The sequence below is a fragment of the Klebsiella sp. GB_Kp056 genome, from assembly GCF_040064755.1.
GTDB classification, from domain to species: domain Bacteria; phylum Pseudomonadota; class Gammaproteobacteria; order Enterobacterales; family Enterobacteriaceae; genus Klebsiella; species Klebsiella quasipneumoniae.
Window position 1 is genome coordinate 50,524 of record NZ_JBEAJA010000035.1, and the last position, 15,712, is coordinate 66,235.

The following is a 15,712-nucleotide window of genomic DNA, read 5'->3' on the forward strand; positions in this document are numbered from 1 at the left end:
TGAAAGGCTCCTTAGGGAAATTAGCTTGCCTTTTTAATCGGCGGCAGGTCGAACGCCTCGCGCAGGGCGCGGACGAAGGCCTTATCGTGGCAGATGGTTTTCCCCGGGCTGTCGGAGAGTTTCGCCACCGGCTTGCCGTTACATTCCACCAGCTTAATCACGATATTGAGCGGTTTAACCTGCGGCAGATCGCAGGTTAAACGGGTACCAATACCAAAGCTCAGCTTCACCCGCGAGGCGAAGTGGCGATACAGGTCGACGGCTTTCGCCAGGTCGAGATTATCGGAGAAGACCAGCACTTTGCTCAGCGGATCGATGCCCAGCTTCTGGTAATGGGCGATGGCTTTTTCACCCCATTCCACCGGGTCGCCGGAGTCGTGGCGCAAACCCTGATAGCGGGTGGCGAACTCCGGACCGAAATCGCGCAGGAACGCATCCATGGTGATGCAGTCGGTCAGCGCGATGCCCAGCTGGTCAGGATACTCTTCCAGCCAGGCGGCGAGGGCCGCCCGCTGGCTGCTGGCCAGGTTCGGGCTGATCTGCTGGTGGGCCTGGAACCACTCATGGGCCTGGGTACCCATCGGGGTTAAGTTCAGACGGCGCGCCAGATCGTAGTTGCTGGTGCCGACAAACCAGGGCTCCTGCTGCAGGCGTTGCACAATGGCTTCCTGTACATCGCGTGAAAAACGACGGCGGGTGCCGAAATCCATCAGGCGGAAGGCGCTCATATCGAGGTCAGCGGTCATGGTGGCGAAGTCGCCTAGCTTATGCTCCAGCGCGTTTAGCGCTTGTTCAACGCCCATCTCGGGTGAACGGTAGCGATGGACCAGCTCGCTTATCACCGCCAGCAGGGGGACTTCCCACATGATGGCTTCCCGCCACGGGCCGGTGAGGCGAATGTTCAGCTTGCCGTTGTCATTGGCGACCGTGACCTGGCGCGGGTCATAGCGAAAATCGCGCAGCCAGTCGAGGTAATCCTGGCGAAAAAAGGGAAGGGTGGACAGCCAGCGATATTCATCATCCCGCAGCCTCAGATCGCGCATGGACTCCACCTGCTCGCGGATCGCGTCGGCATAAATGCCGAGCAGGTCGTCTCCACGGCAGCGAAACTCCGCCGCCACATGTACATCGCCGTAGCGGTGGAAGACAGCCTGCTGCATGTGCAGCTTGTAGGCATCCGTATCAAGCAGCGAATGCAGTACAGGAGAAGTGAATTGTGTCATGGTGCGCAGTAGCATCCTCTCACTGGAGCGTTCCATCGAAACCAACGCGGAAAAAGGAGGCGGAGTATACCTTTATTACCCGGCTCTGTCCCGCGATGGCGAGCGATGGCGACGCTGACGGTCATTTGCGAGGCCTAGTTTAATATATTGAACATGGATCACACCACAAGCTTTGCGTCGGGTCGAGGGCAATTCGTGCCGCGAGTGTTAACAAAATGTAGCGATTTTCGTGTTTCACGTTGAAAAGATGAAGATTCTGCATAGCGCGATTGACACAACAGGAATAGACTGGGACGACACTTTACCGAAGATGCTAAAGGTTTTTTATGACACAACAGCCCCAAGCCAAATACCGCCACGACTATCGTGCGCCGGAGTATCTGATTAGCGATATCGATTTGACCTTTGACCTGGATGCCGCAAAAACCGTTGTTACGGCCGAGAGCAAGGTCTCCCGCCATGCGGCTGCGTCTGATGTGCCATTGCGCCTGGACGGCGAAGATCTGACCCTGATTGCTCTGCAGGTGAACGGCCAGCCGTGGAGCGACTATAAAGAAGAAAACAATCAGCTGGTGATCGGCGGCCTGCCGGAGCATTTCACCCTGACCATCGTCAATGAGATCAGCCCGGCGGCGAACACCGCGCTGGAAGGCCTGTATCAGTCAGGCGAAGCGCTGTGCACCCAGTGTGAAGCGGAAGGTTTCCGCCATATCACCTGGTACCTGGACCGTCCGGATGTGCTGGCGCGCTTTACCACCAAAATTATCGCCGATAAAGCCAAATATCCGTTCCTGCTCTCCAACGGCAACCGGATGGCGGAAGGGGATCTGGAGAACGGTCGTCACTGGGTACAGTGGCAGGATCCCTTCCCGAAGCCGTGCTACCTGTTTGCGCTGGTGGCCGGTGATTTCGACGTCCTGCGCGACACTTTTACCACCCGCTCCGGGCGTGAAGTGGCGCTGGAATTGTACGTCGACCGCGGTAACCTCGACCGCGCGCCGTGGGCGATGACCTCGCTGAAAAACTCCATGAAATGGGATGAGGAGCGCTTTGGCCTCGAGTACGACCTCGACATCTATATGATTGTCGCCGTCGACTTCTTCAATATGGGAGCGATGGAAAACAAAGGGCTGAACGTCTTTAACTCCAAATATGTCCTGGCCCGCACCGACACCGCCACCGATAAAGACTATCTCGATATTGAGCGGGTGATTGGCCATGAGTATTTCCATAACTGGACCGGCAACCGCGTCACCTGTCGCGACTGGTTCCAGCTCAGCCTGAAAGAGGGGCTGACCGTGTTCCGCGATCAGGAGTTCAGTTCCGACCTCGGCTCGCGGGCGGTGAACCGCATTAACAACGTGCGCACCATGCGCGGGCTGCAGTTTGCCGAAGACGCCAGCCCGATGGCGCACCCGATCCGCCCGGATATGGTTATCGAGATGAATAACTTCTACACCCTGACGGTCTATGAAAAGGGTGCCGAAGTGATCCGCATGCTGCACACGCTGCTGGGTGAAGAAAACTTCCAGAAAGGGATGCAGCTATATTTTGAACGTCATGACGGCAGCGCCGCCACCTGCGACGATTTCGTCCAGGCGATGGAAGATGCTTCTAACGTCGACCTGTCGCACTTCCGCCGCTGGTACAGCCAGTCCGGCACGCCGATTGTCACCGTCCACGACGACTATAACCCGGAAACCGAGCAGTATACGCTGACCATCAGCCAGCGCACGCCGCCGACCGCCGAGCAGGCTGAGAAACAGCCGCTGCATATTCCGTTTGCCATCGAGCTGTACGATAACGAAGGTAAGGTGATCCCCCTGCAGAAGGGCGGTCATCCGCTGCACCCGGTGCTAAATGTGACCCAGGCTGAGCAGACTTTCGTCTTTGATAATGTCTATTTCCAGCCGGTCCCGGCACTGCTGTGCGAGTTTTCAGCACCAGTGAAACTGGAATACAAGTGGAGCGATCAGCAACTAACCTTCCTGATGCGCCATGCGCGGAATGATTTCTCGCGCTGGGATGCGGCGCAGAGTCTGCTGGCGACCTACATCAAGCTGAACGTCAACCGTCATCAGCAGGGACAGCCGCTGTCGCTGCCGGTGCACGTGGCGGACGCCTTCCGCGCGATTCTGCTCGACGAGAAGATTGACCCGGCGCTGGCCGCCGAGATCTTAACCCTGCCGTCGGCCAACGAAATCGCCGAGATGTTCGCCATTATCGATCCTATCGCCATCGCCACCGTGCGCGAGGCGCTCACCCGCACCCTGGCGAACGAGCTGGCGGACGAATTCCTCGCGCTATATAACGCCAATAAGCTCGACAGCTACCGGGTGGAGCACGCCGATATCGGTAAGCGAGCCCTGCGCAATACCTGCCTGCGCTATCTGGCGTTCGCAGAGCCGACGCTGGGCGATAAGCTGGTGGCGGCGCAGTATCACCAGGCGGATAACATGACCGACGCGCTGGCCGCGCTGTCGGCGGCGGTTGCCGCTGAGCTGCCGTGCCGCGATGCGCTGATGCAGGAGTATGACGACAAATGGCATCAGGACGGCCTGGTGATGGACAAGTGGTTTATCCTGCAGTCCACCAGTCCGGCGGCCAATGTGGTCGAAACGGTACGCGGTCTGCTGAACCATCGTTCGTTCAGCATGAGCAACCCGAACCGCGTGCGGTCGCTCATCGGCGCTTTCGCCAGCAGCAACCCGGCGGCGTTCCATGCTGAAGACGGTAGCGGCTACCAGTTCCTGGTGGAGATGCTGACCGAGCTTAACCAGCGCAACCCGCAGGTCGCATCGCGACTGATTGAGCCGTTGATTCGTCTGAAGCGTTATGATGAGAAACGCCAGGCGCTGATGCGCGCCGCGCTGGAGCAGCTGAAGGGGCTGAAGGATCTCTCAGGCGATCTGTACGAGAAAATCAGTAAGGCGCTGGCGTAACGGTGGCAAAATCCCCGGTTGCGCTCTCGCTTACCGGGGCTACAGCGCTGTGCGATTTGGTAGCCCGGCCGAGCGAAGCGCGGGCCGGGGACGTTAGTTAGCCATGACTAAACAAACGCGGTGCGCTCTCGCTCTTGCCGCGTTTCATCACCCGATCCAGCACCTCCGCCTCCAGCTCGGCCAGCTTCGCCGAACCGGTGCGCCGCGGTCGCGCAATATCCACGTTCAAATCGAGACCGATCTTCTTCTCTTCAATCAACAGCACCCGGTCGGCCATCGCCACGGCTTCGCTGACGTCGTGGGTCACCAGCAGGACCGTAAAGCCATGCTCCTGCCACAGGGAGACGATCAGCTCCTGCATCTCCAGACGGGTGAGGGCGTCCAGCGCCCCCAGCGGCTCGTCCAGCAGCAGCAGACGCGGGCGATGGATCAGCGCGCGGGCCAGCGCAACGCGCTGCTTCTGCCCGCCCGACAGCGCCGCCGGCCACTCCTGCGCGCGGCTCTCGAGTCCGACGCTGGCCAACGCCTGCAGGGCGGCGTCGCGCCAGGCGCCTTTTAACCCCAGCCCCACGTTATCAATCACCGTTTTCCACGGCAGCAGGCGCGCATCCTGAAACATCATCCGGGTGTCGTCCTGGATCGCCGCCAGCGGCGTCGCGCCTGCCAGCAGCTCGCCGGCATTCGGCTTTTCCAGGCCCGCCAGCAGGCGCAGCAGGGTGCTTTTGCCGCCGCCGCTGCGGCCCACCACCGCCACAAACTGGCCGCTGGGGATATGCAGATCCAGCTCGTTAAGAATGGTGTTGTCGCCATAGCGTTTAGTCACCCCGTTCAGCAGCAGCGGGATACCTGGGTTCAGACGGGCAGTGTTCATGCGTTAGCCTCCTGAAGATGATACGCCGGGTTCCAGCGCAGCCAGAGCCGCTCCAGCAGCTGGGCGCTGACGTCGGCCAGTTTGCCAAGAATGGCGTAAAGAATGATGGCGACCACCACCACGTCGGTTTGCAGGAATTCACGCGCATTCATCGCCAGGTAGCCGATACCGGCGTTCGCCGAGATGGTTTCGGCGACAATAAGCGTCAGCCACATCAGACCGAGGGCAAAACGCACGCCGACCATAATCGAGGGCAGGGCGCCGGGTAAAATCATGTGACGGAAAAGAGCAAAGCCGGATAAACCATAGCTGCGCGCCATCTCCACCAGCCCACGGTCGATATTGCGGATCCCGTGCCAGGTATTGATATAGATCGGGAACAGGGTCCCCAGCGATACGAGGAAGATCTTGGCGGTCTCATCGATACCGAACCACAAGATCACCAGTGGGATCAGCGCCAGGTGCGGCACATTGCGCAGCATCTGGATCGACGTGTCCAGCAGGCGCTCGCCCCAGCGTGACAGACCGCTGATCAGGCCGAGCACCAGTCCAATGGAGCCGCCGATGGCGAAGCCGACCAGCGCCCGCCACGAGCTAATGGCCAGATGCTGCCACAGCTCACCGCTGGCCGAGAGCGTCCAGAATGCTTTCAAAACGCCCTCCGGCGAGGGCAGCACCCGCGTCGACAGCCAGCCGACGGACGACGCCAGCTGCCAGACAATGACCGTTCCCACCGGCAGCAGCCAGGGGGCGAGGCGTAACAACAGGGGATGGGTTGATTTTGCCATCAGTGCCTCCTCAGCTCTGCGCCACTTTACGCGGGATAAACTCGTTGGCGACGGCTTCCCCCTGCAGACGCAGGTTGTGCGGCTGCGGAACAGACGGCACCGCGACGTCGAGCAGCGGGAACAGCAGCTCGCCGACCCGATACGCCTCTTCCAGATGCGGATAGCCGGAGAAGATAAAGCTATCGATACCCAGCGCGGCGTATTCATTGATCCGTTCGGCAACCGTAGCGGCATCGCCCACCAGCGCGGTCCCGGCGCCGCCGCGCGCTAAACCGACGCCAGCCCACAGGTTGGGGCTGATTTCCAGCTTATCGCGTCGACCATTGTGCAGCGCCGCCATCCGCTGCTGGCCGACGGAGTCGGTTCTGGCGAAGGCCGCCTGGGCGCGGGCGATAGTCTCATCATCCAGATGGGAGATAAGGCTGTCCGCCGCCTGCCAGGCTTCCTCATTGGTTTCCCGCACGATCACGTGCAGGCGGATGCCAAACCGCACCCGGCGACCGTGCCGGGCGGCTTTCTCCCGCACCTGAGCTATCTTCTCTGCCACCTGGGCCGGCGGTTCGCCCCAGGTAAGATAGAGATCGACCTGCTCAGCGGCCAGATCCTGCGCCACCTCAGACGATCCGCCGAAATAGAGCGGCGGACGCGGCTGCTGGAGCGGCGGGAACAGCAGTTTGGCGTCGCGAACGCGCTGGTGCTTGCCGTTAAAGGTGACAGTCTCCCCCTCCATCAGCTTGCGCCAGATATGGGTAAATTCAGCCGAGGCCTCATAGCGCTCGGTGTGGTCGAGGAAGACACCGTCGCCTGCCAGCTCGGCGGGATCGCTGCCGGTGACCAGATTGAACAGCGCCCGGCCGTTCGACAGTCGGTCCAGGGTCGCCGCCTGGCGCGCGGCCACCGTCGGCGACACCACGCTTGGCCTCAGGGCGACAAGGAATTTCAGCCGCTGCGTTACCGGGATCATCGAGGCCGCAACCAGCCAGGCATCTTCGCATGAGCGCCCGGTCGGGATCAGTACGCCGGTGAATCCCAGCCGATCCGCCGTCTGCGCGATTTGCTGCAGATAGCCGTAATCGACCGGACGGGCTCCCTCTTCGGTACCCAGATAACGACCATCACCATGGGTCGGTAAAAACCAGAACATATTCAGACTCATGATTTCGCTCCTTGTGCGGCGGCGGGCTGCCAGATGCGGGCCCGGATATCAACTTTTTTCGGCACCAGCTTGTTCTCATAGAACAGGTCGGCCGTCTGCTGCTGGCGAGCGGTGGTTTCAGCGCTCACCGGGGTCACCGAGGTGGGGGGACGATGGTCCAGGTAGCTGGCGATCACCGCTTCCGGTAATCCCATCGTTTTTGCCAGCAGCGTAATGCTTTGCGCACGCTGGCTATGGGTCAGGGCATCGGCCTGGGTAAAGGTATCGAGTACGCCCTCAATAAAGGCGCCATTGCGTTCAGCGTAAGGGCGGGAAGCGAGATAGAAGGATCCTGTCTGTTTCAGGTCGGTTCCGTCGGTCAGTACCCGGGCGCCGCCCTGCAGCAGCGCGGCGGAGTAATACGGATCCCAGATCGCCCAGGCGTCGACATTGCCCTGCTGGAAGGCGGCGCGCGCATCGGCGGGGGCGAGATAGACCGGCTGAATGTCGCTAAACTTCAAACCTGCGAGCTGCAGGGCGCGCAGCAGCAGATTGTGGGAGCTGGAGCCTTTCTGAAAAGCGACCTTTTTCCCTTTTAGCTCAGCCACGTTATGAATCGGGCTGCCCTGCGCCACCAGAATCACTTCCGCTTTGGGCTTTGGCGGTTCCGAACCGATATACACCAGATCGGCGCCGGCCGCCTGCGCAAAGATAGGCGGAATGTCGCCAGTGCTGCCAATATCGATGCTGCCGACGTTCAGCGCCTCCAGCATCTGCGGACCGGCCGGGAATTCAATCCACGAAATATGGGTTTGCGGGTAGCGCTGCTCCAGCAGCTGATGGCTTTTCGCCAGCACCATGCTGACGCTGCCTTTCTGATAGCCGATGCGCAGGGCGTCAGGCGCCGCCGGGGCGGCATGGCCCAGGGCGGAGAACAGCAGCAGCCCGCCGAGGGTCATAGCGCGGAGAGGATTAAGCATGTTCCACCCCACGCAGAGACGTTAACGACGGGGCGCGGCTGCTGGGGCGATGCAGCGCCTGCCAGAAGGTCTCCAGGGCTTCATCGAGGCGCCGCTGCAGGTTCGGGGTAAACTGCGGCTTGTGCTGGTAATCGGTCACCTGGCTGTCGTCGGCGAAGACGCCATGGAGGATCTCCTGAGCCTTGAGGGCATTCAGCACCGGCTTCAGGGCGTAGTCCACCGCCAGCATGTGGGCGATGGTGCCGCCGGTGGCCAGCGGCAGCACGATTTTGCCCTCCAGCGCCCGCTCAGGAAGCAGGTCGAGCAGCGTTTTCAGGGCGCCGGAAAACGAGGCTTTATACACCGGCGTGGCGATGATCAGTCCGTCAGCCCCGGCCAGCTGCTCATTGAGCGTCTGCAGCGCCGGGTTGTCGAAGCGAGCGTACAGGAGGTCTTCCGGGGCAAAGTTCTGCAGATGCCAGTGGCAGACTTCGATATCGGCGGCGGTGAGCGTCTCTCTGGCGTATTCCAGCAGGGCGCTGGAACGGGAAGGGTAACGCGGGCTGCCCGCAAGCGTAATGACGCGCATCTCTCTCTCCTTATAACTAAATGTTTGCATTTATCTATAATTGATAACATTTGTAGTGAGTGTGACAGAGGGCCATTCTTTCCCTAAATGATTTATCCACCGTTAGATAGCCGAAAAGCGCATAACGGCGCGCGGGGAGGTAATCGTTTGCGCTGATGGGGGATTTTTTGTCGCAGGTCAATTCCCTTTCCGCAACAGATCGCACATAATACGCCCCCGGTTTGCACACCGGGAATCCAGGAGAGTTCATGTACTACCCCTTCGTTCGTAAAGCCCTTTTTCAGCTCGATCCTGAGCGCGCTCATGAAGTTACCTTTCAACAATTACGCCGTGTCACCGGGACGCCGCTGGAAATACTGGTTCGCCAGAAGGTGCCGGCCAGGCCTGTCACCTGCATGGGGCTGACCTTTAAAAACCCGCTGGGTCTGGCGGCCGGGCTGGATAAAAACGGGGAATGCATTGACGCGCTGGGCGCGATGGGTTTTGGATCCATTGAGATCGGCACCGTGACGCCGCGTCCGCAGCCGGGTAACGATAAGCCAAGGATCTTCCGTCTGGTGGATGCCGAGGGGTTGATCAACCGCATGGGCTTTAATAACCATGGCGTCGATAACCTGGTTGAGAACGTGAAGAAGGCGCATTTTGACGGCGTGCTGGGCATCAATATCGGCAAAAATAAAGACACGCCGGTTGAGCACGGGAAAGATGATTACCTGATTTGTATGGAAAAAGTCTATCCCTACGCCGGCTATATCGCCATTAATATCTCCTCGCCGAATACCCCGGGGCTGCGCACGCTGCAATACGGCGAAGCGCTCGATGATTTACTCTCCGGTATTAAAAATAAGCAGCTTGAGCTGCAGCAGAAGCATCAAAAATATGTTCCGGTCGCCGTGAAGATCGCGCCGGATCTTTTGCCTGAGGAATTGATCCAGGTTGCCGATAGCCTCGTGCGTCATAATATTGATGGCGTGATTGCCACCAATACCACCCTCGATCGTTCTCTGGTTCAGGGAATGAAACATTGCGATGAGACCGGCGGACTTAGCGGTCGTCCATTACAATTAAAAAGTACCGAAATTATCCGTATGCTCTCCGCTGAGCTCAATGGCCGCTTGCCTATCATTGGCGTGGGCGGTATTGATTCCGTGATTGCCGCGCGGGAAAAGATGGCCGCCGGAGCTTCGCTGGTGCAGATCTATTCCGGATTTATTTTTAAAGGTCCGCCGCTGATTAAAGAAATTGTTACCCACATCTAATCTTTTCCTCCTCTGAATCCCACCCAGGGCTTTATTTCCGGCCCTGGTTGTTTTATATTCCCTCACTGTTGCTTATTTAAACATTTTAGACTTTTCTTAATTTTAGAAAATATTCTGCGGCAAGTCGCAACAACTTTGCAGAGGCGTATGAAAGGGGACAGGGGGAAAAATGCGGATTAAACCTGACGATAACTGGCGTTGGTATTACGATGAAGAGCACGACCGCATGATGCTCGATCTGGCCAATGGCATGTTATTTCGCTCGCGCTTCGCCCGGCGCATGCTGACCCCGGACGCTTTTGCCCCATCGGGATTCTGCGTCGATGACGCCGCGCTCTATTTCTCCTTTGAAGAAAAATGCCGCGATTTCGAGTTGTCGAAAGAGCAGCGGGCGGAATTAGTCCTCAACGCATTAACCGCGATCCGTTTTCTCAAACCGCAGATGCCGAAAAGCTGGCACTTCGTCGCCCATCCCCATCACTGGCAGCCGAGCGGCGGCGACGCGGCCTGCGTCTGGCTGAGCGATACCGGCGAGCAGGTCAATTTGCTGGTGGTGGAGCCGGGCGATAACGCCGCGCTTTGTCTGCTGGCCCAGCCGGGTCTCACGCTTGCCGGCCGCGTTATGCAGCTGGGCGATGTGATTAAAATCATGAACGACAGGCTGCAGCCGGCGCAAAGCGCGGTCAGCTACAGCCTGGGGCAGGCGGTTTAAGGCGCCAGGCGCAGGGCCGTTTTCGGTACGCAGCTGCAGGCGAGAATGGTGCCATCTCCGGCGACCGCATTTTTCTTTAACGGACTCACTTCCCCCTCTTCAAGACGGATGCGGCAGCTGCCGCAGATCCCCGCCCGACACGAGTAGGGTACGCGAATGCCCTGTTGCTCCAGTTGTTCCAGCAGCACCTGCTGGTTATTGCCGGTAAATTGTTGACCCTGCCATTCAATGGCAACCGTGGCCTGCTGCTGCGCCTCGGGAGCCGGGGTATCGTCGCTTTCGCCGGCGCCGTAGGCTTTCGCCGGGCCGCGGGCGAGGATTTCCACTTCATCCCCCACCCGGATCACGCCGCTGTTACGGGCAATCAGGTTCTGACCAAAGTCGACATCGCCATTATCCTGCGCGGTGCGGAAGCGCTTTAAGGTTTCCAGCGGCTCTCCGCTGGGATGCTTCTGCCCGCGCTCCGGACTGACGGTGGTAAAAATGCAGCGGCTGCACGGCTTGGCGACGTCAAATACCACCTCGCCGACGCGGATCACTTTCCAGCTGTCTTCATCCCAGGCCGCCGCGCCGGTGACCACGAGATTAGGGCGAAACTGTTCTATGCTTACGCTTGCCGGGCAGCGCTGCTGCAGGTCGCGCAGCGAGGCCTCGTTAGCCAGCAGGTAAGGGTAGCCGTCGGCGAAGGAGAGCGGTACCGCATCGTGGCGCTTCACCCGGCGGGTTAACTGTGGCCCCAGCCAGCGCAGCTGGACATCGCGATTGAAAAAGCCGCTGAGCCACTGATTAACGGCGGCGGGCGCGATAAGGGCGGTAAAATGGTTGCCCCAGACTTCTGTCGGCTCGGCCTGAGGGGCGAAATCGTTAAAACGCACCACGGCGCTGCTGCCGTCCGGTGCGGTCAGGTGAAGGCCATCATGCAGCGGCGCCGGAATAAATTTCACCATTTGCGGAAACTGACGGGCGGTAATAAAGGTGCCGTCGGTTTCGGTGACCATAAACAGGCGATCGAAGGCCAGGCCGCTGATATCGGCAAAGGCGTGGGTCAGGCCCATGCCGCGCATGGATTTAACGGGATGAATAAAAAGACGCGAGAGCGTTACCATACGCTGCCTCCGGGTTCCAAAAATAAGCCTATAACTTTATGACATAGGGCACATATTGGCTATAATGCGCACCAATTTTCTTTAAGTAAAAGTGACGATATGAATTCTCTGTTTGCCAGTACGGCTCGTGGGCTGGAAGAGCTGTTAAAAACTGAACTGGAAGGGCTTGGCGCGACGGACTGCCAGGTAGTCCAGGGCGGGGTCCATTTTCAGGGGGATACGCGCCTGCTGTATCAAAGCCTGATGTGGAGCCGGCTGGCTTCGCGCATCATGCTGCCGCTGGGCGAGTGTCGCGTATACAGCGATCTGGATCTGTACCTCGGCGTACAGGCCATTCCGTGGACGGAGATGTTCAACCCTGGCGCCACCTTCGCGGTGCATTTTAGCGGTCTCAATGAGGAGATCCGCAACAGCCAGTACGGTGCGCTGAAGGTCAAAGACGCCATTGTCGACAGCTTCACCCGTAAGAACCTGCCGCGCCCGAACGTCGATCGTGAGTCGCCCGATCTGCGGATCAACGTCTGGCTGAACAAAGAGACGGCGCACATCTCGCTGGATCTGAGCGGCGAAGGCCTGCACCTGCGCGGCTACCGCGATGGCACCGGTATGGCGCCGATCAAAGAAAACCTCGCGGCGGCGATCGTGATGCGCTCCGGCTGGGTGCCGGGCACCCCGCTGCTCGATCCGATGTGCGGCTCCGGTACCCTGCTGATTGAGGCGGCGATGCTGGCGACCGACCGCGCGCCGGGTCTGCACCGCGGCCACTGGGGCTTTGGCGGCTGGGCGCAGCACGACGACGCCATCTGGAAAGAAGTGAAAGCGGAAGCGCAAACGCGCGCCCGTCAGGGGCTGGCGGCATATGGGTCACGCTTCTATGGCTCTGATGTCGACGAACGCGTCATTGACCGCGCCCGTCGCAACGCCCGTCGGGCCGGCATCGGCGAGCTGATCGATTTTGAAGTCAAAGACGTCGCCCAGCTGAATAATCCGCTACCGAAAGGCCCGTACGGCACCGTGATCAGCAACCCGCCGTACGGCGAGCGTCTGGAAAGCGAGCCGGCGCTGATTGCCCTGCACAGCCTGCTGGGCCGGATCATGAAAAGTCAGTTTGGCGGCTGGAACCTGTCGGTGTTCAGCGCCTCGCCGGAGCTGTTAAGCTGCCTGCAGCTGCGCGCCGACAAACAGTTTAAAGCCAAGAACGGCCCGCTGGACTGCGTACAGAAGAATTATCACCTGGCGGAGAGCGAAGGCGGCAAGCCGGCGATGCTGGCGGAAGATTTTGCTAACCGTCTGCGTAAGAACCTGAAGAAGTTTGAAAAATGGGCCCGTCAGGAAGGCATTGAATGCTATCGCCTGTACGATGCTGACCTGCCGGAATACAACGTGGCCATCGACCGCTACGCCGACTGGGTGGTGGTCCAGGAATATGCCCCGCCGAAAACCGTCGATGCGCACAAAGCGCGCCAGCGCCTGTTCGATATTATCGCCGCGACCATCGCCGTACTGGACATGGCGCCTAACAAGCTGGTGCTGAAGACCCGCGAGCGGCAGAAGGGGAAAAACCAGTACCAGAAGATGGCGGAGAAGGGCGACTTTATCGAGGTTCAGGAGTACAACGCGCGCCTGTGGGTCAACCTCACCGACTACCTGGATACCGGTCTGTTCCTCGACCACCGTATCGCCCGCCGTATGCTCGGCCAGATGAGCAAAGGCAAGGACTTCCTGAACCTGTTCTCCTATACCGGCAGCGCCAGCGTCCACGCCGGTCTCGGCGGCGCGCGCTCCACCACCACGGTGGATATGTCGCGCACCTACCTGGAGTGGGCGGAACGCAACCTGCGTCTCAATGGCCTGACCGGCCGCGCGCATCGCCTGATGCAGGCGGACGTGTTGGGCTGGCTGCGGGAGAGCACCGAGCAGTTCGATCTGATCTTTATCGATCCGCCGACCTTCTCCAACTCCAAACGAATGGAAGATGCTTTCGACGTCCAGCGCGATCACATTCGCCTGATGACCGATCTGAAACGTCTGCTGCGTAAAGGCGGCACCATTATGTTCTCGAATAACAAACGCGGTTTCCGTATGGATCATGACGGGCTGGCGGCGCTTGGCCTGAAGGCGCAAGAAATTTCGCAAAAAACGCTGTCGCAGGATTTTGCCCGCAACCGTCAGATCCACAACTGCTGGCTGATTACCGCAGCCTGAAAGGAATAAAGAATGTCACTGATTAGTATGCACGGCGCCTGGCTTTCCTTCAGCGATGCGCCGCTGCTGGATAATGCCGAGCTGCATATCGAAGATAACGAACGCGTCTGCCTCGTCGGACGCAACGGCGCCGGTAAATCGACCCTGATGAAGATCCTCAACCGCGAGCAGGGGCTGGATGACGGGCGCATTATTTATGAACAGGATCTGATTGTGGCGCGTCTGCAGCAGGATCCGCCGCGCAATGTCGCCGGTACAGTGTACGATTTTGTCGCGGAAGGCATCGCCGAGCAGGCGGCTTATCTGAAGGCCTATCATGACGTGTCGCATCAGGTCATGACCGATCCGAGCGACAAAAATTTAAATGAACTGGCGCGCCTGCAGGAGCAGCTCGATAACCTGGGGCTGTGGCAGCTGGACAGCCGCATTAACGAAGTGATTGAGCAGCTTGGTCTCGACGCCAACGCGCAGCTGGCATCCCTGTCCGGCGGCTGGCTGCGTAAAGCGGCGCTGGGCCGCGCGCTGGTCAGCGGGCCGCGCGTGCTGCTGCTCGATGAACCCACCAACCACCTGGATATCGAAACCATCGACTGGCTGGAAGGGTTCCTCAAAACCTTTAAAGGCACCATTATCTTTATTTCGCACGACCGCTCCTTTATCCGCAATATGGCGACGCGCATCGTCGACCTCGATCGCGGCAAGCTGGTGACCTACCCGGGCGATTACGATCAGTATCTGCTGGATAAAGAGGAAGCCCTGCGGGTTGAAGAGCTGCAGAATGCGGAATTCGACCGCAAGCTGGCCCAGGAAGAGGTATGGATCCGCCAGGGGATCAAAGCGCGCCGCACGCGTAACGAAGGCCGCGTTCGCGCCCTGAAGGCGATGCGTCGCGAGCGCGGGGAGCGCCGGGAAGTGATGGGCAGCGCCAGAATGCAGGTTGAAGAGGCTTCGCGCTCCGGCAAAATCGTGTTCGAAATGGAGAACGTCAACTACCAGGTTGATGGCAAAGTGCTGGTGAAAGATTTCTCCGCGCAGATCCAGCGCGGCGACAAGATTGCCCTGATTGGCCCCAACGGCTGCGGGAAAACCACGCTGCTGAAGCTGATGCTTGGCCAGCTGCAGGCCGACAGCGGGCGGATCCACGTCGGCACTAAACTGGAAGTCGCCTACTTCGACCAGCACCGCGCAGAGCTGGATCCGGATCGGACGGTGATGGATAACCTCGCGGAAGGTAAGCAAGAGGTGATGGTTAACGGTAAGCCGCGCCATGTGCTGGGCTACCTGCAGGACTTCCTGTTCCATCCAAAACGGGCGATGACCCCGGTGCGCGCGCTCTCCGGCGGGGAACGTAACCGCCTGCTGCTGGCGCGTCTGTTCCTGAAACCCAGCAACTTATTGATTCTCGATGAACCGACAAACGACCTGGATGTCGAAACGCTGGAGCTGCTGGAAGAGCTGATCGATGGCTATCAGGGCACCGTGATGCTGGTAAGCCACGATCGTCAGTTCGTGGATAACACCGTAACCGAATGCTGGATCTTCGAAGGCGGCGGTCGCATCGGCCAGTACATCGGCGGCTATCACGATGCCCGCGGCCAGCAGGCCCAGTCGTTGGCGCAGAAGCAGCCGGCAGCGAAAAAAACGATGGAAGTCGCTCAGCCAAAAGCAGAAACTGTCAAACGCGGTGGGAACAAACTAAGCTATAACCTGCAGCGCGAGCTGGAACAGCTGCCGCAGAAGCTGGAAGCTCTCGAGGCCGAACTGCAGACGCTGCAGGAACAGGTTGCCGATCCCGACTTCTTTGGACAACCGCACGATCGCACGCAGCAGGTGCTGGCAAAGCTGGCCGAAGCGGAACAGGCGCTGGAAGCAGCCTTTGAACGCTGGGAATATCTCGAAGGATTAAAGAACGGCGCCTGAGCC

The 15,712-nt window shown here is 59.5% G+C and carries 11 protein-coding genes and 1 pseudogene; 5 read left to right on the top strand and 7 right to left on the bottom strand.

Going from position 1 to position 15,712, the window contains the following annotated elements; genetic code table 11:
• Positions 1-20: 20 nt before the first annotated feature.
• Positions 21-1,223, bottom strand: a complete 1,203-nt coding sequence (gene pncB / locus ABLV52_RS02805; protein ID WP_032428717.1) for a nicotinate phosphoribosyltransferase — start codon at positions 1,221-1,223, stop codon at positions 21-23.
• A gap of 326 nt (positions 1,224-1,549) precedes the next feature.
• On the opposite strand from pncB, the gene pepN reads away from it, so the two are divergent.
• Positions 1,550-4,165 (top strand): aminopeptidase N, encoded by a 2,616-nt coding sequence (gene pepN / locus ABLV52_RS02810; RefSeq protein ID WP_348889972.1) that lies wholly within the window; start codon positions 1,550-1,552, stop codon positions 4,163-4,165.
• Between the two features lie 97 nt (positions 4,166-4,262).
• Here pepN and ssuB read toward each other — a convergent pair whose 3' ends face one another.
• The 5 genes and pseudogenes from ssuB to ssuE form a co-directional block, all read right to left on the bottom strand.
• Positions 4,263-5,036 (bottom strand): aliphatic sulfonates ABC transporter ATP-binding protein, encoded by a 774-nt coding sequence (gene ssuB, locus ABLV52_RS02815; RefSeq protein WP_147733836.1) that lies wholly within the window; start codon positions 5,034-5,036, stop codon positions 4,263-4,265.
• Positions 5,033-5,824, bottom strand: coding sequence for an aliphatic sulfonate ABC transporter permease SsuC (ssuC, locus tag ABLV52_RS02820; protein WP_348889973.1), 792 nt, complete (start codon positions 5,822-5,824; stop codon positions 5,033-5,035). Before ssuC ends, ssuB begins: the two co-directional genes overlap by 4 nt.
• Positions 5,825-5,834: 10 nt before the next feature.
• A complete protein-coding gene (gene ssuD / locus ABLV52_RS02825) occupies positions 5,835-6,980 on the bottom strand; it encodes an FMNH2-dependent alkanesulfonate monooxygenase (protein WP_023289041.1) in 1,146 nt (381 codons plus the stop codon).
• Positions 6,940-7,939 (bottom strand): annotated as a pseudogene (locus ABLV52_RS02830) (sulfonate ABC transporter substrate-binding protein). Before ABLV52_RS02830 ends, ssuD begins: the two are co-directional and overlap by 41 nt.
• Positions 7,932-8,507 (bottom strand): NADPH-dependent FMN reductase, encoded by a 576-nt coding sequence (ssuE, locus tag ABLV52_RS02835; protein ID WP_004201416.1) that lies wholly within the window; start codon positions 8,505-8,507, stop codon positions 7,932-7,934. The pseudogene ABLV52_RS02830 and the gene ssuE overlap by 8 nt, the downstream one beginning before the upstream one ends.
• 248 nt (positions 8,508-8,755) lie before the next feature.
• Between ssuE and pyrD the strand changes: the two genes are divergently transcribed.
• Both pyrD and zapC read left to right on the top strand, forming a co-directional pair.
• A complete protein-coding gene (pyrD, locus tag ABLV52_RS02840; protein ID WP_004201417.1) occupies positions 8,756-9,766 on the top strand; it encodes a quinone-dependent dihydroorotate dehydrogenase in 1,011 nt (336 codons plus the stop codon).
• A gap of 169 nt (positions 9,767-9,935) precedes the next feature.
• The gene (gene zapC, locus ABLV52_RS02845) at positions 9,936-10,478 is read left to right on the top strand and encodes a cell division protein ZapC (RefSeq protein WP_023289043.1); all 543 of its coding nucleotides are present in this window, start codon (positions 9,936-9,938) and stop codon (positions 10,476-10,478) included.
• Here the strand turns inward: zapC and ABLV52_RS02850 are convergent.
• The gene (locus ABLV52_RS02850) at positions 10,475-11,584 is read right to left on the bottom strand and encodes a YcbX family protein (protein WP_017899457.1); all 1,110 of its coding nucleotides are present in this window, start codon (positions 11,582-11,584) and stop codon (positions 10,475-10,477) included. The two genes, zapC and ABLV52_RS02850, sit on opposite strands and share 4 nt — an antisense overlap.
• A gap of 99 nt (positions 11,585-11,683) precedes the next feature.
• Between ABLV52_RS02850 and rlmKL the strand changes: the two genes are divergently transcribed.
• On the top strand, positions 11,684-13,789 hold the full coding sequence (gene rlmKL, locus ABLV52_RS02855; protein WP_023289045.1) for a bifunctional 23S rRNA (guanine(2069)-N(7))-methyltransferase RlmK/23S rRNA (guanine(2445)-N(2))-methyltransferase RlmL: 2,106 nt from the start codon (positions 11,684-11,686) through the stop codon (positions 13,787-13,789).
• Positions 13,790-13,801: 12 nt separating this feature from the next.
• Positions 13,802-15,709: an ABC transporter ATP-binding protein gene (locus ABLV52_RS02860; RefSeq protein ID WP_023289046.1), complete on the top strand. Its 1,908-nt coding sequence runs from the start codon at positions 13,802-13,804 to the stop codon at positions 15,707-15,709.
• Positions 15,710-15,712: the final 3 nt, after the last annotated feature.